The sequence below is a fragment of the Nocardioides salsibiostraticola genome (assembly GCF_054783655.1).
This window is the reverse complement of sequence record NZ_BAAGQD010000026.1, coordinates 465,305-483,139: the sequence shown is the minus strand read 5'-3', so window position 1 is coordinate 483,139 and position 17,835 is coordinate 465,305. Positions and strand designations below refer to the sequence as shown.

The 17,835-nt window shown below is 67.7% G+C and carries 18 protein-coding genes; 3 read left to right on the top strand and 15 right to left on the bottom strand.

Annotation, left to right across the window (positions count from 1 at the left end; genetic code table 11):
* Nucleotides 1-6: 6 nt before the first annotated feature.
* Both ACYVLV_RS16730 and ACYVLV_RS16725 read right to left on the bottom strand, forming a co-directional pair.
* Nucleotides 7-627 (bottom strand): hypothetical protein, encoded by a 621-nt coding sequence (locus ACYVLV_RS16730; protein ID WP_460811662.1) that lies wholly within the window; start codon nt 625-627, stop codon nt 7-9.
* A 34-nt stretch (nt 628-661) separates the two neighbouring features.
* Nucleotides 662-1,615, bottom strand: coding sequence for an SGNH hydrolase domain-containing protein (locus ACYVLV_RS16725; protein WP_460811658.1), 954 nt, complete (start codon nt 1,613-1,615; stop codon nt 662-664).
* Between the two features lie 48 nt (nt 1,616-1,663).
* On the opposite strand from ACYVLV_RS16725, the gene ACYVLV_RS16720 reads away from it, so the two are divergent.
* The gene (locus tag ACYVLV_RS16720; protein WP_460811655.1) at nt 1,664-2,602 is read left to right on the top strand and encodes an SGNH hydrolase domain-containing protein; all 939 of its coding nucleotides are present in this window, start codon (nt 1,664-1,666) and stop codon (nt 2,600-2,602) included.
* Nucleotides 2,603-2,626: 24 nt separating this feature from the next.
* Here the strand turns inward: ACYVLV_RS16720 and ACYVLV_RS16715 are convergent, their stop codons facing one another.
* The 5 genes from ACYVLV_RS16715 to ACYVLV_RS16695 form a co-directional block, all read right to left on the bottom strand.
* Nucleotides 2,627-3,022, bottom strand: coding sequence for a hypothetical protein (locus tag ACYVLV_RS16715; protein WP_460811651.1), 396 nt, complete (start codon nt 3,020-3,022; stop codon nt 2,627-2,629).
* Between the two features lie 5 nt (nt 3,023-3,027).
* On the bottom strand, nt 3,028-5,424 hold the full coding sequence (locus ACYVLV_RS16710; protein WP_460811648.1) for a PEP/pyruvate-binding domain-containing protein: 2,397 nt from the start codon (nt 5,422-5,424) through the stop codon (nt 3,028-3,030).
* A gap of 117 nt (nt 5,425-5,541) precedes the next feature.
* The gene (locus ACYVLV_RS16705; RefSeq protein WP_460811646.1) at nt 5,542-6,981 is read right to left on the bottom strand and encodes an HNH endonuclease signature motif containing protein; all 1,440 of its coding nucleotides are present in this window, start codon (nt 6,979-6,981) and stop codon (nt 5,542-5,544) included.
* 75 nt (nt 6,982-7,056) lie between these two features.
* Nucleotides 7,057-7,731, bottom strand: a complete 675-nt coding sequence (locus ACYVLV_RS16700; RefSeq protein WP_460811643.1) for a uracil-DNA glycosylase family protein — start codon at nt 7,729-7,731, stop codon at nt 7,057-7,059.
* 606 nt (nt 7,732-8,337) lie between these two features.
* Entirely contained in the window at nt 8,338-8,991 is a 654-nt protein-coding gene (locus tag ACYVLV_RS16695; RefSeq protein WP_460811641.1) for a hypothetical protein, read from the bottom strand.
* Nucleotides 8,992-9,213: 222 nt separating this feature from the next.
* On the opposite strand from ACYVLV_RS16695, the gene ACYVLV_RS16690 reads away from it, so the two are divergent.
* Nucleotides 9,214-9,636: a GNAT family N-acetyltransferase gene (locus tag ACYVLV_RS16690; RefSeq protein ID WP_460811639.1), complete on the top strand. Its 423-nt coding sequence runs from the start codon at nt 9,214-9,216 to the stop codon at nt 9,634-9,636.
* On the opposite strand, the gene ACYVLV_RS16685 is transcribed toward ACYVLV_RS16690, so the two are convergent.
* The 5 genes from ACYVLV_RS16685 to ACYVLV_RS16665 form a co-directional block, all read right to left on the bottom strand.
* Nucleotides 9,606-10,205, bottom strand: a complete 600-nt coding sequence (locus tag ACYVLV_RS16685; RefSeq protein WP_460811637.1) for a class I SAM-dependent methyltransferase — start codon at nt 10,203-10,205, stop codon at nt 9,606-9,608. The two genes, ACYVLV_RS16690 and ACYVLV_RS16685, sit on opposite strands and share 31 nt — an antisense overlap.
* A gap of 4 nt (nt 10,206-10,209) precedes the next feature.
* Nucleotides 10,210-11,073: an EVE domain-containing protein gene (locus tag ACYVLV_RS16680; RefSeq protein ID WP_460811635.1), complete on the bottom strand. Its 864-nt coding sequence runs from the start codon at nt 11,071-11,073 to the stop codon at nt 10,210-10,212.
* 49 nt (nt 11,074-11,122) lie between these two features.
* Nucleotides 11,123-13,411 (bottom strand): heavy metal translocating P-type ATPase, encoded by a 2,289-nt coding sequence (locus ACYVLV_RS16675; RefSeq protein ID WP_460811633.1) that lies wholly within the window; start codon nt 13,409-13,411, stop codon nt 11,123-11,125.
* Between the two features lie 39 nt (nt 13,412-13,450).
* Entirely contained in the window at nt 13,451-13,657 is a 207-nt protein-coding gene (locus tag ACYVLV_RS16670; protein ID WP_460811631.1) for a heavy-metal-associated domain-containing protein, read from the bottom strand.
* Nucleotides 13,658-13,719: 62 nt separating this feature from the next.
* Nucleotides 13,720-14,019, bottom strand: a complete 300-nt coding sequence (locus ACYVLV_RS16665; protein ID WP_460811628.1) for a metal-sensitive transcriptional regulator — start codon at nt 14,017-14,019, stop codon at nt 13,720-13,722.
* A gap of 57 nt (nt 14,020-14,076) precedes the next feature.
* Between ACYVLV_RS16665 and ACYVLV_RS16660 the strand changes: the two genes are divergently transcribed.
* Complete coding sequence (locus ACYVLV_RS16660; protein ID WP_460811626.1) at nt 14,077-15,012, top strand: DMT family transporter; 936 nt, start codon at nt 14,077-14,079, stop codon at nt 15,010-15,012.
* A gap of 22 nt (nt 15,013-15,034) precedes the next feature.
* Here the strand turns inward: ACYVLV_RS16660 and ACYVLV_RS16655 are convergent, their stop codons facing one another.
* Genes ACYVLV_RS16655 through ACYVLV_RS16645 form a run of 3 tightly spaced genes read right to left on the bottom strand, consistent with a single transcriptional unit; the run spans nt 15,035 to nt 17,705 of the window.
* The gene (locus ACYVLV_RS16655) at nt 15,035-15,817 is read right to left on the bottom strand and encodes an FAD:protein FMN transferase (protein WP_460811623.1); all 783 of its coding nucleotides are present in this window, start codon (nt 15,815-15,817) and stop codon (nt 15,035-15,037) included.
* 10 nt (nt 15,818-15,827) lie between these two features.
* The gene (locus ACYVLV_RS16650) at nt 15,828-16,316 is read right to left on the bottom strand and encodes an FMN-binding protein (protein ID WP_460811621.1); all 489 of its coding nucleotides are present in this window, start codon (nt 16,314-16,316) and stop codon (nt 15,828-15,830) included.
* Between the two features lie 9 nt (nt 16,317-16,325).
* A complete protein-coding gene (locus ACYVLV_RS16645; protein ID WP_460811618.1) occupies nt 16,326-17,705 on the bottom strand; it encodes a ferredoxin reductase family protein in 1,380 nt (459 codons plus the stop codon).
* Nucleotides 17,706-17,835: the final 130 nt, after the last annotated feature.

Here is a 17,835-nt window from a genome sequence, read left to right as displayed (position 1 = left end):
GTCCCCTCAGATCCGGCAGGGTTCGTCGGAGAGTTCCATGCCGATCGGCGCCGAAACGCTTCGCTTGGTCCCGTCGGCCGTCGAGTATCTGATCGTGATCGCGGTGAAGGTGCTGGCGTCGGGTCCTACGGTGAACTGCAGCAGCGGCGCCACATAGCGACCCTGCGGGACGTCGTACCCCTCGACCTCGCCGCGCGAGCGGACAACGATCCTCTTGCGGTCCTCGGCGTCGAAGGCCATCGGCCATCGGTCGTCGAGGGTCGTTCCCAACCCGGAGGTGGGGTTGCTCCGTGGGCGAAGCAGGACGACCTGGCTGTTGTCGATACGGACGGCCGGAGAGGACTCGATGCGCACTCCGACCAGGGTCACCGGCCCCCCTACGGCCCGCAGCCTGGGTTGCAACAGCGAGGTCGGACTGGCGTCCTTCTCCAGACACGAGACGCCGCCGCCACCGGGGAGGGCCTGCAACTCGCCCTGCGCCTGGACTTGTTCCTGGGTCTGCTCGGACCCCGCGCTGGTCTCCGGCGTCGGGGTGGATTCCGGCTCACTCGACCCGGTGCAACCGGAGAGGGCCAGACCGAAGCCGACGGCCCCGATTGCCCAGTGACGCATTCCCGAGAGGTTCATGCTCGTTCCATCCTGTGAGGTGACGTGGTGGTTGCTAGCGCTGACGCCGGAGGGCGCGCACCGAGGGCAGGAAGTGCTGCTTCATGGTTCCCGCCCGGGTGGCGCTGATGTGCAGGTCGTTGAAGAAGGTGTAGATCCCGTTGATGCGGCCCCGGCAGATCCGCTGGTTGCAGTACGCCGTGTTGGGGTCGATCAGTCGCGCCCGGCGGTTCAGGGGACGCATCACCCGGTCGAGCCAGGCGGTCGTGGTTCGTTCCTCGGGGAGTGCTTTGCGGCGGGGCAGGTTGCACACGAAGGGCTTCTCACCGGCGCTGCACTTGCGCAGGCCCTTGACCGGGACAGTGGCGGTCTGACCGATGACGTCGACGTCCACGCCGAGACGGCCGAGGCGGCGTAGCAGCGCCGGAGCGCGGTTGGGGAAGATCCGGGCGACCTCCACGACGTACCCCGGGTAGTCGGCACGGTCGAGGGTCTTGGTCACGAACAGACCCTCGTGCAGGTTCCGGTAGCCCTGCCACAGGGCACCGAGGATCACCCGCACGGGCTTGCCACGGCGACGCAGGTCGGTGACGTAGTCCAGCGCGTCGGCGTTGAAGTCCTTACACGTGACCTCGGCGTTGCTACGGGCGTTGTCGAACTTCAGCGGCGGGCAGGAGCCCAGGGAGAACATCGCCAGGTTCACCCCGCGACCGGCCACGGCCTTCTTGACCGCCGGCATCATCTGCAGGGCGTGGGAGTCGCCCCAGAGCACGAGGGTCGGGCGACCGGGCTGCCACCGGTTGACCTCGCACGGGCGGACGTCGGGGTTGATGTAGGTGGACCCCTCGCTGCATCGCTTGGGGATCTTCGGCAGGTCCTGTGAGGGATGGTCCGAGGAGGCGGCGTACGTCGGGCCGGTCAGAGCGAGTGACGGGACGAGCGGAAGCACCAGCGCCCAGAGCGCAGCGATAAGGAGTCCGCGCAGGCGGAAGTGAGCCGAGGGGAGCATTCGGACAGCATAGGTCCGGGGCTTGGAGAAATGTGTGACGATACGCAAGTGACCCTGCTCCCGGGGACGCTGGTTGCGTCCCGCCTCGCTTCGCTGACCCTGGCACTGGTCGCGGCCCTGCTGGCCTTCGCGCCGACCGCTCCGGGCCAGAGTCCGGCCGCGCGTCACCCTTCGCAGGATCTGCCGCAGCCTCCTGCGCGGTGCCTGCTGCCCAGCGGGGCGATCTCGCCCGAGGTCCGGCCGTGCTGGGTCAACAAGCCTCGAGCCAATCGACCCACCGTGGTGTTGTGGGGTGATTCCCACGCCATCCAGATGATGCCTGCGGTTCAGCGTGCGATCCGAGGCCGGAACGTCAACTTCGCCATGTTCGCGTTGGGCGCCTGCCCGCCGCAGAAGTTCGGTCGGTCCAAGGACATCTGCAAGGAGTTCAACTACGACGCCCTGCGCTTCGTCACGCGACTCCAGGAGCGTGGCGATCCGGTGCGGGTGATCCTGGGGGCGAACTGGCAGGGGTACCGCACCCTGCATCGCAAACTGTTCATCACCAAGACCGTCGACCCGGCCGACGTGACCGACTGGGTCGTCGAGATCGCCCGCGTGTTCCCGAAGCGCGCCCCGTCGTTGGCCCGGAAGCTCGGTCGGATGGGGGTGCACGTCGACGTGATCGGTGAGACCGCCACGGTCCCGGACACGGGGCTGAAGAAGTGCCGTGCCGGCGAGGAACCCTTCGTCTGTGCCCTCCCGCGGAACAAGGCCCTGCCGCACGAGGCTGACACCCGGGCCTGGCTGCGCGGCATCATGCGGCCGCTGCCGAACGACGCGCGACTGATCGAGTTCAACAGCGTCTTCTGCAACCGCCGGGTCTGCCGGGGGCGCCAGGACGGGATCTACACCTTCTTCAACGACCTGCACATCAGCGCGACCCGGGCCAAGACCCTCAAGCGGTTCTTCGTCCCCAGCATCACCCGGTTGAAGAACCAGCGCTGACCTCGTCGGCCAGATCCGCTCGCCTCAGAGGTGATCGGGAACGATCAGGGCGTCGGGGTCCTGCCGGGGCGGCACCCCGGCCAAAGCGGACTTCACCAAGGCCACGCGGGCCACGATGGTGGCGGCGCGGCGTACCCGTCCCAGATCGGAACCGACCGTGGTCTCGACGGTGTTGCGGATCTGGGCGTCGGTGAAGGTGGGCCGGGTGCCGATCTCGACCTCGACGTCCGGGAGGGCCACCAGGACCGCAAGGATCTGATCACCGACGCCGTCGAGGAACTGGAAGCGCTGGTACTGCGTCATGGCGTCCCACACCTCGTCCACGTCACGCTTGTCCTTGCGCACCTGCCGTTGGGCGGCCACGACCGTCTTGGCGGCAGCGGTGACCGCCTTGGTGAGTTCGTTCTCGGTGAAGCGCATGGTTCCTAGGATGTCACTGCCGGGGATGTCACTGCCGGATGCTGGACCGTGATCGTGCCGGTGTCACCGTCGAGGCGGACCCGGTCGCCGGTCTTGAGGACCCTGGTCGCCTGACGGGCGTTGACCACACAGGGGAGGCCGTACTCGCGTGCGATCACGGCTCCGTGGGAAACGGAACTGCCGAGGTCGGTGACCAGACCACCGATCATGTTGAAGTACGGCGTCCACCCGATGTCGGTGATGGGGGTGACCAGGATTTCTCCGGACTCCAGAGAGGCCGCCTCAGCAAGGGTGTGGGCCACCCGGACGATGCCCTCGACCACGCCGCGTGACGCGGGACGCCCGGTGAGGACGCCGTCGACGAGTTCGGCCTGGTGTGGTTCCAGTGGTTGCGGCAGTCCGACGGAGATCTCGGGGAACTCGAAACGCTGCTGGTAGTCGAGGGCCTCGCGTCGAGCCTGGGCGCGGCGTACGCCGGCGGTGTCGGGGTGGGCGACGAAGGCTCCCAGTTCCTCGGTGCTGAAGAAGAAGACGAGGTCGGCCTCCGGCAGGGACCCTTCCGCTTCCAGGAGGTGCCCCAGGTGGCGGAAGGCGAGTTTGAAGCGATGGGTCGACTCCACGAGCAGCGACTTGGTGTGTTCACGGCGCCGGATCGCGTCGTGGGCCTTGGGCAGGATCCACTTCAGTCCTCGGCTGAGTCCGGAGAGGTCGAGCTCGTTGTTCTGCACCTCGCGCTGGGCTCCGGTGAGCAGCCGAGCCTGAACGGCCGCCTGCATGCTCTGGACCAGTGGGGTGGGGTCATCACCCCAGGAGAGGTCGCGCACGCAGAGTTCGCGGAAGCCGCGGTGACCGTTGCGCTCGAGGAAGCGATCGAAGGTGCGGGCCAGTTCGGGAACCGACCGTAGCCAGTGCACGGCGCTTTCCAAGGTGGCGGCCTGAAACTTCTCAGCGGCCTCGGGGTGGGCTGCGACCTGGTCGAGGAGCTCGTCCAGTTCCTGGAGCATCACCGCGCTCTCCACGCCACTGGCCCCGGAGAGGAGGCGGATGGTCTCCGCCTGTTCGGCGACGGTGCTCTCGTTGGTCTTGCTCGCCACCATGTTCTCGACGATGGAGGTGCAGAAACCGGCCAGCGCCGAGGACTGGATGTGTACGGCCATGGTCTGCTCAGAGAACGGCAGCTTGGCCGCGATCTCCTGCCACATCGCGGCTGCGGTGGGTCGGTTCTCGATGCGGAAGTTCGCGAGCTCGAGGTCAAAGGCGTCAACCACCTTCGGCGCGCCGAAGCAGTAGCGCATCAGCCTGCCCATGTTGCGCACCCGCTTGGGCAGCGGGAGCGACGGCAGATCCTCGAGCTCGGGCACGATCCGGCCGCAGATCGTTTGCGAGGTCTGCGCTGCGCTGGAACCGAGGATGCCGGCGGCCATGGCCACGTTGCCGGTGAGGTTGAGGAAGAGGTGGCCGTACGCCGACGCGGTGGTCTGCCACTGCGGATCGATCCGCTCGCGCGCACCGACGGTGACCTGCATGTGCTGGACGCCGTAGTCGATCCCCCAGCCGGTGAACGACATCGTCAGCGGGCAGACCGCCCCCGGCATCATCTCGCTGACGTTGCTGATCGTGAGGACATCGTCGGGCCCCGGCAGAACAGAGTCGAACTCGTTGAGGTCCGCGGGCAGGGTGGTGATCGGTCGCGCCTGCAACCAGAAGAGTGTCCCGTCCTGGTCGATCGCCCACTCCAGATCGAGCGGGTGCCCCTCGTTGGCGGCGACCAGTCGCGCCTGCTCGGCGATCTGACGGATCTCGTGGTCGTCGAGCAGCGGGTGGTCGCCGACCAGTTGGCGACGGACCACCTCACCGGAGGTGTGCACGCCGTAGTGGTCGGGGGTGGCCTCGCCACTGACGAGGGCCTCACCGAGGCCAGCAACCGCGTCGATGACGAGCAGGTCGCGTCGCGCGCTGACGGGGTCGGCGGTGAACACGACACCGGCGGTGCGGGCGTCGACCATCCGCTGCACGACCAGGTTCATCGTGGCGCTGGCGCCGTCGAGATGGTCAGCCTGATAGCTCGCGGCGCGCTCGGTGTGGGTGGACTCCACGCAGCGGTCGATGGCGGCCCGGAGCTCGGTCGCGTTTGCGACATTGAGGACGGTTTCGTACTGACCCGCGAACGACGCCTCGGCCCCGTCCTCCCCTTCCGCGGAGGAGCGCACGGCAACGGGAGTCTTGCCCAAGGCTGCGTGATGCTGGTCGAGATCGTCGGGGTAGACCCCGCGCTGCGCCTGCTTGATGACGAAGGCCGGGGGCACGGAGAGTCCCATCCCCACCAGCTGAGCGAGGCCATAAGCCTTGCCACCGACCGAGCCGTCGACGATCTGGCTCAGTTCGAGAATTTCCCCATGCACGTGTGTGCCTCCTGATGACCGTGTGGCGCACACCACACCCTTGGCGCAAGAAGGTACCAGCCTGCGGACCCCTTCGTGAGGGGTTTTTGACACGAGTCAATACGGGCCGTCGGACCGTCAGGCGGCAGTGGATGATCCTTCGGGTCTGTCTTCGCCTGGGATGACCGTCATGTCGATGGTGCCGTCGCGGGTTCTCAGGAAATGCTGACCGTGGGGATCGGTCCACCGATAGATCCCGGGTTCGACCACTCGGTATCGCCATCCCGCATGGGTTTTCAGTTGGTGGTGATGTCGACACAGCGGAGCCAGATTGCATTCACAGGTGACCCCCGATTCTCGGAAGGGGCAGATGTGGTCCAGGTCGCAGGCCCGGGCGGTCCGGCGGCAGAAGGGGAACACGCAGGTGGTGTCGCGCAGGATCACCGACTCACGCAACGTCGTGGACGCGACGTAGGCATCCTCGCCGTCGTGATCGTCGTGGTCACCGAGGTCGGTCAGGTCGATCAGCCCCCGGACACTGACCGAGGTGTCGGGGCGGGAAGCCCACTCCGCGACCTGGTCGGCGAACCAGACCCGACCCCCATCGTCGGTGACCACGACATCGCGGCCAGCCAACGTCTCGGGGGTCAGGTGCAACACCAACTCCAAACGGCGGCGGGGTTTCCCACCGGCCGCCTCATGATCCTTGAGCAACTGAGCGGCGGCCTCGGGGTCCGCCAACACCCCGACCGCCATGGAGCGGCGGGTGTCGAGTGACTCGTGCTCCCCGGCCTCGGTGTGCTTCAACGCCTCAGCAACCGCAGAGACGGTGAGGTCGAACTCCTTGAGGTCCAACCAGTCACCACAGACCTGGAAGTAGGCCAACCCGTTGGTCAACGACAAGTCTCCCTCTTCGAGGGTGGCGTGACGTTTGCCTAACGCATCGAGGCGGTCGTGTTCGTGCTGCTCGGGATACAACCGCAGCATCGCCTCGTCCAAGAACTCCTCGAGCTTGCCCAGACCTGAGGACGCAGCCAGGGGTGCGTACTTCTCATCGACGTAGGCCACCACGTCATCGGGTCGACCCAGGACGGCGACGGCGACCTTGCGGGCCTTCCACAACGGCACCATCCCGTGCACCACCCGGCGATACAGCTTCGGCAGGCGGTGGAACAACACCAACGCATCGCGCAACAGCACCCGACCAGCGGTCGTGGACATCGCGTTCGCGGCCGCGAACGGGGCCGCGGCGTCCCACCGGATCTGTGGGATCGCGAACCACTCCAACTCCTCGAAGTCCGCCACCGTGGTCGGATCCGGAGACCCGTCCTCGTCCATCACCGCACCAACCGACTCGGCGTAGGCCTGACCCTTCTTGCCCGGCCGCCACCACACCACCTCGTCACCATCGAGCTCGGGATGGGAGTGCGCCCACTCCACAGCCAACCGCAGGATCTGGGCCTCAGCTTTCGCGGCCACCCGACGCTGGCGACGGACCTCCACGATCAGGTCGGTCGGCGTGGGGGCGGAGTCGGACGGCTCCTGAGGTGGCGTGTTTTCCGTGTCGTCCGAGTCCATGGACAAACGCTAATAGAACACCAGTTCACTGTCAAGAGACTCAGACCAGATGGCCCAAATCTGTGGACAACCGCATTAGATGACCCTGCGGACGACGAACGCATCACCGTCGTTGCAGTACTTCGTGGGGTAGTCGTCCACGTCGTACAGGGTCACAAAACCGATCTTCTTGCCCTTCGTGGCGATCCCGATCCGGCCGACCTGGACCGGTTGGCCGTGGGGGCGTCCGGACAGGACGATGTCACCGACCTTGACGTCCGCCGCTGGGACACGGTCGAGGACGATCTGGGGGATCGGATTGCGGTTCAGGTTCCCGACGCCCTTGCCACGGTTGATCTGTTCCGTGCTCAGAGCTTGCTCCTCTGCTGATTGCTTCGGACGTTCCTCGTTGATGGTTGGGGGCGAGTAGGCAGGCTGGCCTCGATGCACCGGGGCGGAGGGACGTGCACCTGCTTCTGACCCACCGAGCGCCCTGGCCACAAGGTCGGACACGTCGGTGTCGGGGTTGCGCCAGTTGGCGATCGAGGGGTGGCTGACCGTCGCGACCCGCACTCCGCCCCGCCCCAGGTGGACCCGGGATGTCCAACGGCGATCGTTGCGCTCGGTGAAGCGGTCGATCTCTTGGTGGGCGTCGAAACGATCTCGCACGTATGCACCGACAGTCCCACCGAAGCAGACGACGACCTGCACCTCGAGTGATTCGATGATCTTCGCGTGGACCGGCCAGCAGGCGTCCGCATACCTCCTCATCTGTCCGCTCGCCATGGTCGCCTCGCGGGCGCTCCGAGCGAAGACGAGATTGCTCGATGGCACAGTCCCGGGATCAAGGCCAAGACGTCCGAGCAGATGCAGCACCCGCGGTTGGAGCCCATGAGCTCCTGGCGGCGCCCCGTCCGCCCAGGACACGTCGCGATATTCGGACCAGTTCTCTGGCACTGCGGACATGAGACCTAGATGGCGCTCCACCGTGTGTGTCGGGTGGACCAGCGGGTCTCCGCCCGGGTTCAGACCAAGCAGATAGATGGGCGATGGACGAGCGAACGCCTCCGGACCTGAGAGGAAAACGCCGCCCGACAGCGGCAGCAGTTCGGGCGGTACTAGCGATGAGAAGGCTTCCATGTCTCGGACGCTAGCGGCGCCCACCGACAACCTGCGGCGAGAAGCCGAGGGATAGCGGAAACCAGCGGAGCAGCGTCGACTTCAGGTGGGAGGGCCGGACGGACTCGTCATCGAACTCGTGCAGCCCGTCGAGCCGGACCCCGAATAGATGATGGAGCAAGGTTTGTGTGTCTGAGGCCCGCACGCGCCCATGGGGTGCGCCGATCGACCCCGACGCTCAGGGGGAACTGTTGCCCGCTAGCCCTGGCCGTCATTCTGGTGAATCAGCTCCACGTTTGCCGCTCGCGCCAAGGCGTCCTCGGACTCCTGCGCGTTGACCCCATGCGCTTCCAGCAGCGGTCGGAGACCGTCGAAGAGACTCTGCTCGCCGGTGGCGAAATGCGGAAAGCTCAGGAGATAGGTCGGAATCTGGAAGCGAGCCAAGGAGGTCATCAGCTGGTGGAACCGAAGGGCCAGCTTCTGCTCCTGGGAGCGATTGGGCCGGCTCTTGCCATGGATGACTCCTCCCGGGTGGCTGGTCGGGTCAGCACCCGACTCCTCGGCCAACCGCGAGACCCGTCGCCGGCTTTCGGCAGCGTCAGCGAGGTCACGCATGGGCACGATGCAGGCCTGGACCCGCAACGAACCCTCCCCGATCAACTCCCCCATCCGGGGTCCGATCCACGGGGACTTCGCGACGTAGGGTAGCGCCTTGCCCTGATCGACCGTTCTGCCCAAGGAGTGCTCCAGTCCGGACTTGGAGATCCGGTCGACCTTCGACATGGCCTCATCGAACGAGTACCCGGTCTCGAAGCCCAAAGCGGTGAAGTACTGGACGAGCAGAGTCGTCCCGGCTCTACCCGTGCCCGCGATCAGGATGTTGCCCTGATCCTCCAGATGCCGAGGCGTCATCGAGTCCATTCCCATCCACTCTTGAGATTCGCTGGACGCTCACCGTAACGGGCCGGTTCGGCGCTCGCCGCCTGGAGGGGAAGATGCACGCCGGATGACGGGGGCGGGCAGAGATACCGTGCCCCGGTGACCGTCCGGAGGTTAGAGCCCGCCCAGTGGCAAACGGCCCAGCGCTTGCGGGTGGCCGCGCTGACGGAGTCACCAGGAGCTTTCGGATCAACGGTGACGCGGGAACGCGAGCTTCCGCAGGACGTGTGGCGGGCACGACTGGCCGAGAACGCTTGGCTCCTCGCCTTCGATGACGACACTGCGGTCGGCCTCGCGTGCGGCATCCACACCGCCACGCCCGGCGAACTCGAACTGACGGCTATGTGGATCGCGCCCAGCCATCGAGGGACCGGCCTGGGCGACGCACTGATCGGCGCGGTGCGCGACTGGGCGGCCGATCAGGGAGCCCACCGACTGACTCTCGCCGTCGTCAGCACCAACGACAGCGCGATCAGGTTGTACGCGCGCCACGGCTTCACCGTGGCGGAGTCGGCGCTTCCTTCGGATCACGGTCAGCGCGAGAACGACATCGTGATGAGTCTCGATCTGAGCTCGGGCAACCCCGATCAGCGGCCGGCGGGACTCGTGACGAGGTAGCGATCGTCGCTGATCGTCCGCCCCCAGTATGCGGCGTCGTCCAGGGGAGTCAGGACAGCGGAACGACCCGTCGCCTCGACCAATCGGACCGTCTCCTCGGCCGGCAGCCCGGCGCCGTTGGACCACTGGCCCTCGATGAGCAACAACCGGCCGGCTGGGGCGAGGAGGCTGATCCACCTGGTGAGCGCGACGGCGGGATCCGGCATCGCCCAGAGCACGTGACGACACAGCACGACGTCGTACGACGCCTCCACGAGCGGGGGTGCGAACGCATCCGCCTGTAGGAACCGGACCCCGGCGACGCCCTCCGCCTTCTGCGTCGCTGCCTCAACCATGCGTGGCGAGAAGTCCACGCCCACTACATCGTGCCCGACCTCGGCGAGCAGCACGGACAGCGTCCCGGTCCCGCAACCCAGGTCGACGATTCGGGCCGGCGGGTTCGGCAGCTGGGCTGTCAGCAACTCACGCCAAGCCTGCCGCACCGCCGGATCGCGCAGACCGTGGTCCGCAGGCTCGTCGAAGTTCGCCGCCTCGGCGTCCCAGGTCGCGATGTCGTCAGACGTCCCCATGCCTTCAGACGTTACGTGCGCTCTCGAGTTCCGCCAACTGGTCCGTCGTGAGGTAACTCGGGTTTCCGGTGAATGGGGCCCGGAGAACTTCGATCTGGCTGAGGAGTTTGTGGTGCACGAGCGTATGACGCGCGATAACGGAGTCCAGCGGCGTCAGGTCCACCGCGGCGAAGTAGTCGGCGCGCTTACGGGCCGACCTGTCCAGCCAGTAGTCACCCTCGGCGCGGCCCTCGGCGCAGGGACCGGTGACGGTCCCGCGCGCCCGGAAACCAGCCGGGCAGGACGGGTCGTCGCCGCTGACCCACAGCAGCACCGGATCACCCTCGGTCATCATCAGCGACCGGTAGTTGTGCGAGACCGACCAGGTGCCGACCGGGCCGCCACCGTCCTCGATCCAGCGGCGCACGTCCCACGTCGTCGGCTTGGCCTTCAGCACCCAGGCCCCGAGGTTCTCGCGCGTGACCATGGGACCGGAGCCCTTGCGCCCCGCCACCATGCTCCAGTCGCGGCCGCTCTCGCGGCGGATCACGTCCGCTTCCGAGAGTGCGGCGAAGACCTCGTTGCGCAGCGGGTTGAGGCGCTGTTGACGGCGGGAGTCGGCGTACCCGAGGAGCTTGGCCCACCAGTCCTGGACCCCCTTCTCGACCGACACGACCTTGGCCCCGCGCCGGGCCGGTCGCTGTGCCGCGAGATGCGCGGTGGTCGCTGCCAGCAGTTCCTCGCGGTCCTCCGTGGACAGCCGACCCAGCCGCAGCCGCGGCTCCGCGCCGCCGGCCTCCTCCTCCGCCAGCGCGGCCGCTCGCGTCAGCAGACCCCGGACATCGTGTTCGGTTCGTACCTCGTCCGTGGTTTCAGCTTCAGTTGTCACCCTTCGAATGTAGGGGACGCGGCCGGTCCCCCGTCGGGCAGACGACCGACTACGCCTCGATCCCCGAGCGGAAGCCTCGCAGGCGCAGGCTGTTGGAGACCACGAACACCGAAGAGAACGCCATCGCCGCACCAGCGAGCATCGGGTTCAGCAGACCCGCTGCCGCGAGGGGCAGGGCCGCCACGTTGTAGGCGAAGGCCCAGAACAGGTTGCCCTTGATCGTGCCCAGCGTGCGCCGCGCAAGGCGGATGGCGTCGCCCGCCACCCGCAGGTCGCCGCGCACCAGCGTCAGGTCGCTGGCCTCGATGGCCACGTCCGTGCCGGTGCCCATCGCGATCCCCAGGTCGGCCTGGGCGAGGGCGGCGGCGTCGTTGACCCCGTCACCGATCATGGCCACGACCTTGCCCTCGGCCTGCAACCGCTTGACGACGTCGACCTTGTCGGAGGGCAGGACGTCGGCGAAGACCGAGTCCGGGTCGATTCCGACCTCGGCGGCCACGACGCGGGCCACCAGTTCGTTGTCCCCGGTCAACAGGACGGGGGCGAGGCCGAGCTCCTGGAACTCGGCGATGGCCTGGGCGGACGTCGGCTTCACGACGTCCGAGACAACGACCAGGCCGCGAGCCTGACCGTCCCAACCGACGACGACGGCCGTGCCGCCCTGTGACTGCGCCTCACGCAGTGCCTCGGTGAGCTCGGCCGGAATCGACCACGACTTCGACTCGAACAACTGCGGGCGGCCCACGAGCACCAGCGGGCGCTCACCCTCGGCGATCATCCCCTGCACCCCGAGACCGTCGGTGCTCGCGAAGTCCTCCACATCCGGCAGGGAGCCGGACTCGGACTTCGCCCGGGCGCCGGCCGCGATGGCTCGAGCGATCGGGTGCTCGGAGGCGTGCTCCACAGCACCGGCCAGACGGCGTACGACGTCCGCGTCCTCACCGGGCCCGGCGACGACATCGCTGAGGGTCATCTGTCCGGTGGTCACGGTGCCGGTCTTGTCCAGCACGATCGTGTCGACGGTGCGGGTCGACTCCAGCACCTCGGGGCCCTTGATCAGGATCCCGAGCTGAGCGCCGCGACCGGTGCCGACCATGAGGGCCGTCGGCGTGGCCAACCCGAGCGCGCACGGGCAGGCGATGATCAGCACGGACACCGTGGCGGTGAAGGCCATCGGCAATCCCGCCCCGATCACGAGCCACGTGATGAAGGTGCCGAGCGCGAGCAGCAGAACGATCGGGACGAAGATCCCGGAGATCCGGTCGGCCAGGCGTTGCGCCTGGGCCTTGCCGTTCTGGGCGTCCTCGACCAGGCGGGCCATCTGCGCCAACTGGGTGTCCGCGCCGATACGGGTGGCGCGGATGATCAGGCGCCCGCCCGCGTTGACGGTGGCGCCGACGACCTCGTCACCGACCGTCACCTCGACGGGAACCGATTCGCCGGTCAGCATCGAGGCATCCACGGCCGAAGTGCCGTCCTCGATCGTTCCGTCGGTGGCGATCTTCTCCCCGGGGCGTACGACGAACCGGTCACCCACGGTGAGCTGTTCAGTGGGGATCAAAACCTCGGTGCCGTCACGCAGGACGGCGACCTCCTTGGCGCCCATCTCGAGCAGTGCCCGCAACGCTGCGCCGGCCTGGCGCTTGGAGCGAGCCTCGAAGTAGCGCCCGGCGAGGATGAAGGTGGTGACGCCGGCTGCGGCCTCGAGGTAGATGTTGCCCGCCCCGTCGGTCCGCTCGACGGTGAACTCGAACGGGTGGGTCATGCCGGTCATCCCGGCGGTCCCCCAGAAGAGGGCGTAGATCGACCATCCGAACGCGGCCAGGGTCCCCATCGAGATGAGGGTGTCCATGGTGGAGGTGCCGTGGCGCAGGTTGGTCCACGCGGCGCGGTGGAAGGGCAGCGCACCCCAGACCACGACGGGTGCCGCGAGGGTGAGCGAGAGCCACTGCCAGTTGTCGAACTGCAGGGCCGGGATCATCGCCATCGCGATGACCGGCACGGACAGCAGCGTCGAGACGAGGAGTCGCTCCCGCAGAGCCCGGGTCGAGTCGTCCCGTTCGGGCTCACCGGCGGGGTCGGGTTCGGAACCTGCTGCCGGTGGGGGCGACGGAAGGGTGGCGGCGTACCCCGCGCTCTCGACGACCCCGACGAGGTCTTCGGGCAGCACGGAATCGGCGAAGGTGACCTTGGCCTTCTCGGTGGAGTAGTTGACGGTCGCGGTGACCCCCTCGACCTTGTTGAGCTTGCGTTCGATCCGGTTCGCACACGAGGCGCAAGTCATCCCGCTGATCGCGAGCTCGACGGATTGTTCGGGAGCATTGGTCTGGGTCGTCATGTCGTCTCCTCCGCTGGTGGCACTTCTGGACGTGGGACCTCAGGCCAGGTCGTAACCGGCCTCTTCGACGGCGGCGCGGATGTCGTCGTCACTGAGGCCTTCCGAGGCCGTCACGGTCAGCGATCCGGTCTCGAGGTCGACCTTGACGCGCTCGACCTCGGCGATCGCCTGAACCTCCTCGGTCACGGACGACACGCAGTGCGCGCAGGTCATCCCGGTCACCATGTAGGTGTTGGTCTGGCTCATCGATTTTCTCCTTGTGTTCAGTGGGGTTGCTGTGGGGGGGTGGTTCGACTAGGGGGCCCTCTTCAGGAACGCACGAGGCGTGCGATTGCATCCGAGGCTTCCTTGAGCTTCAGTTCTGCCTCGGGGCCGCCCGCCTTGGCCGCGTCGACGACGCAGGTGGACATGTGTTCGTCCAGCAGGCCAAGGGCGACAGACTGCAACGCCTTGGTCATGGCCGAGACCTGCGTGAGGATGTCGATGCAGTACTTCTCGTCCTCGACCATCTTCTGTAGTCCGCGGGCCTGACCCTCGATGCGCCGAAGGCGCTTGAGGTAGTCGTCCTTACGGTCGAGATAGCCGTACGTGGCTTGATCCTGGGTCACGTCGGATACAGTACCCCCCTAGGGTATAAGAACCAAACCGGGTGTGAGACTGCACCGGTGACCGCGACCCATACCCAACACGACCTCGCGCTTCGGGGCCTGTTGTACGTCGTCGCGGCCGGCGTGATCTGGGGAACGATCGGCCCGGCGGTGGCCCTCGTCGATGATGCCTCCAACCTGAGCGCCTTCACCGTCACCGCCTACAGATCCGTGCTCGCGGTGACGGTTCTGACGATTGCCACGGTCACCAAGCGCCAGGTTGGTGCGGTAGCCCATGTGGTCCGCACCCAACGCGGACGCGTGGTCACGGTGGGGCTGCTGACCACCACCTTCCAACTGCTGTTCTTCATCGCAGTGATCGGGGCCGGAGTCAGCGTCGCGACCGTGGTGATGCTGGGTTTCGCGCCGGTGCTGCTGCTCGTCCTGACCAGTGCGCGGCAACGGCGACTGCCCGCCGGGCCACGGGCCCTGACGGTGGGCACCGCCCTCGTCGGGCTGACCCTGGTCGCCCTGGTCGGGGAGTCCGGACCGCGCCCCGACGGCATCGTCTGGGGTCTGGCCGCCGCGTTGGGGGCGGGCGCGGCGTACGCCGTCTCCGCGGAGATCGCCGCTCCCCTCACCCAGGGTCACGGCGCTGTGCCGGTCACCACCGCGACCATGTGTGTCGCTGCGCTGGTGCTGGTCCCCGTCGGGTTGGTCTCCGGGTCGACCGGCTCGAACGCCCTGGTTCCCGAGACGCCCCGGGTCTGGCTGCTGATCCTCTACCTGGGTGTCTTCACCATGGCGGTCGCCTACGTCCTGCTCTTCGCGGGGCTGCGCACCACCCCGAGCTCGGTGGCCGTGGTGGCGACACTGATCGAGCCCGTCACCGCCGTGGCCATCGCGGTTGCTTTCCTCGGGGAGGTCCTGACCCTTTCCGGGGTGGTGGGATCCGCTCTCATCCTCGCGGCGATCGCGAGCCTCGGCGTCAAGCGGCAGCCACAACCGCAATAGGCGGCCGATTGCGCCGGCACCGCTAGACGATCTCGATCCGCGCGTCCCCCTGAGACGGTTGTTGTGACCACTGCGACCCGTCGACGCCCACGATGAGCGCGCCGAGGTCGGGATGACGCTGCACCCACGCGCGACCCTGGTGTCCCATCGCGAAGACCGCCGTGGCCATCGCGTCGACGTGACTGAGGTCGGCGCCCACCAGCGTCACCGACGCCAGGTCGTCGACCGGACCACGGCCCACCGGGTCAACGATGTGGTCGCCGCGTTCCGCCGTACCGGAGGTGGCCACGGCGAGGTCCGTGCCCACGACGACGGCAGCGACGCGCAACCGATCGAAAGGATCGACGATCCCGAGCCGCCAGGCCACCCCGGGCTTCGACTCCCCACTGCTGCGCAGGTCGCCGCCGGCGGCGATGCAGTGGTCACGCGACCCCGCGTCCCTCAGCATCCGGCTGGCCACCTCGACGCTCCATCCCTTCACCAGACCGGTGGGGTCCAGACGACCGTGCGGGTGAGCGGTGAAGTACCCGTCGCTCACCTTCACCGCTCGCTGACACCGAGCGAGGACCTCACGCACCTCCGGCGGACAGTCCTCGATGCTGCGCCTGCCCTCGGCCAGTTCGTTGATCACACTGTCGGGCCGGTAGGTGCTGAAGGTCGTGTCCACCCACTGCCACCAGGCGACGACCTTGTCGACGGTTGCGGAGGCAGGATCGAGGTCGCGCATGTCGAGGGTGAATACCGTCCCCATCACCGACACGATGCGCCGCGTGCCGTGGATCTCGTCGCGGGTCGCTTCGTTCATGCCGGGGCTCTCATGCCGGGGTGCTTGCGGACGCGCTCTGCCCTGCGGGGGTCGGCGACTGTCCCGCCGCGATCTGGTCCAACGCCCCCTGGAGGGACTCGGAGTACCCCTGGCTCGTGTACGTCGCACCCGACACCGCATCGATGCCTCCGCCCTGGGCGGCGAGGGCCTCGCGCCGCAGCACCGGGGCCGAGTAGTCGGCGATCTGACCGGACTTGCCGCCGGTGGGCAGCTGGATGGCCTGCACGTCGGTGACGGCGCCGCCCTTGACGGTGACCTGCACCTGCACGGGGCCGTAGCGGGTGTTGATCAGCGGGCCGGCGACCGAGCCCTGATCGCTGGCCACCAGGTTCACGGCGGGCCCCAGCGTGCTCGGATCGGAGGTCAGCGTCTTCACGCCGAGCAGAAGCAGGACGCCGAGCACGCTGGCGGAGAACTTCAGCGCCGGATTGAACCGCCTCAGGTAGCGGCCACGGCCGCCGAGGGGATGGGTGGTCATATCGAACTCCTAGAACTCGAAGCGTTCGGCGTGGATGTGGCGTGGGGCGACTCCGCAGCGCAGGAGGCTCTCCGTGGCAGCCCCCATGAACGGGGCGGGACCGCAGAGGTAGACGTCACGCTCCTGGAGATCAGAAACCGCAGAGCTCAGGCGATCGGCGACGAACACGTCGTCGTCACCACCGGGATCGCCGACCCCGTAGAGGATCTCGATGTGGTCGGCCCCGCCCAACTGGTCGATCTCCGCGCGGTGCACCAAATCGGCGACCGTGCGGGCCCGATAGATCAGGGTCACCGGTCCCGCGTCCGGGCCCTCGTTGTGATGGTGCTCGAGCATCGCCCGCAGGGGCGTGATGCCGATGCCTCCGGCAAGAAGGAGTACGCCGTGGTTGCGGCGGCGAGCGACGGTGAGAGCGCCGTACGGGCCCTCCATCAGGACCCGGGTGCCGGGCCGCAGGCTCGCCAGCTGTTCGCTGTGCTTGCCCAGTGCCTTCACGGTGATCCTCAGCTCGGTGTCGGTGGGCACGGCGGACAGGGAGTAGGGGTGCGACTGCCACCACCCACTCGGCGTCAGGAACCGCCACCGGAAGAACTGTCCCGCCTCGGCCCCCAGCCGGCCCAGGTCGCGCCCGGCGACCGAGATCGAGACGACTCCCGGCCCCTCGGTGGTCACCGCAGCGACGCGTGGGTGGTGGCGCATGGCGTTGCGCACCGGGTTGAGCCAGCGGTACCAGACCAGCAGGACTGTGACCGCGGCGTACATCGCGATCCAGAAGGCCTTGGCCCACCCGGTCTGGAAGTCCGCCCCGACGGTCAGGACGTGCAGGAAGCTCAGGCCGATCGCGACATAGGTCAGCAGGTGGATGAGATACCAGGCCTCGTAGCTGACCCGGCGACGGACCTGCCGGGCCGACATCACTCCGACCACGACGAACAACGCGTAGCCGATAGCGGCGATCAGCACGTTGGGCACCGCGACCAGCATGAGATTGGTCTGGGCCCACAGGCTCGTTCCGGAGGTCAGGGCGTAACCCCAAGTGATCAGAGCGGCGTGGGCGCTCAACAGCCCGAAGAGGTAGCGCCCCGACATCGCGTGCCAGCGGGAGAGGCGATCGGTGCCGAGAGCGTGGTCGATCCAGGGAGCACGGCACATCAGCAGCAACGCCACAACGATGGCGTAACCGCCGAGCAGGCCGGTGACCCGGCCGGCGGCGGTCACCCACTCCCCCAAGCCGGGCAGCATCGTCGTGTCGTGCCACCAGAGCCCGAGCACCGCGACGGCGCCCAGGATCACCCCGGCCAGGAGTCCCCGTTCGCTGACCGCGCGTCGACGCCGAACCCGGACGCGTGGCGGGGTCGAGGGCCGGGGCTGTACGGCGGTGGCGGTCATGACGGGCTTCTTCCGGTGGGTCGGTGCTGACTGAGCTCACCGTGACACCGACGACCTGACGTGAACCTGACTGAGACCACCCGGATTCAGTCAGGTTGACGACAGGGTCCTCGTGGGACGCTGACCGCAG

Coding starts and splice junctions, on each gene's coding strand:
- ACYVLV_RS16685 (WP_460811637.1), bottom strand. CDS start 10,205: ATGGGGACGTCTGACGACATCGCGACCTGGGACGCCGAGGCGGCGAAC.
- ACYVLV_RS16695 (WP_460811641.1), bottom strand. CDS start 8,991: ATGACGCCTCGGCATCTGGAGGATCAGGGCAACATCCTGATCGCGGGC.
- ACYVLV_RS16650 (WP_460811621.1), bottom strand. CDS start 16,316: ATGACCACCCATCCCCTCGGCGGCCGTGGCCGCTACCTGAGGCGGTTC.
- ACYVLV_RS16700 (WP_460811643.1), bottom strand. CDS start 7,731: ATGAGGAGGTATGCGGACGCCTGCTGGCCGGTCCACGCGAAGATCATC.
- ACYVLV_RS16730 (WP_460811662.1), bottom strand. CDS start 627: ATGAACCTCTCGGGAATGCGTCACTGGGCAATCGGGGCCGTCGGCTTC.
- ACYVLV_RS16645 (WP_460811618.1), bottom strand. CDS start 17,705: ATGACCGCCACCGCCGTACAGCCCCGGCCCTCGACCCCGCCACGCGTC.
- ACYVLV_RS16670 (WP_460811631.1), bottom strand. CDS start 13,657: ATGAGCCAGACCAACACCTACATGGTGACCGGGATGACCTGCGCGCAC.
- ACYVLV_RS16655 (WP_460811623.1), bottom strand. CDS start 15,817: ATGAACGAAGCGACCCGCGACGAGATCCACGGCACGCGGCGCATCGTG.
- ACYVLV_RS16715 (WP_460811651.1), bottom strand. CDS start 3,022: ATGCGCTTCACCGAGAACGAACTCACCAAGGCGGTCACCGCTGCCGCC.
- ACYVLV_RS16705 (WP_460811646.1), bottom strand. CDS start 6,981: ATGGACTCGGACGACACGGAAAACACGCCACCTCAGGAGCCGTCCGAC.
- ACYVLV_RS16725 (WP_460811658.1), bottom strand. CDS start 1,615: ATGCTCCCCTCGGCTCACTTCCGCCTGCGCGGACTCCTTATCGCTGCG.
- ACYVLV_RS16675 (WP_460811633.1), bottom strand. CDS start 13,411: ATGACGACCCAGACCAATGCTCCCGAACAATCCGTCGAGCTCGCGATC.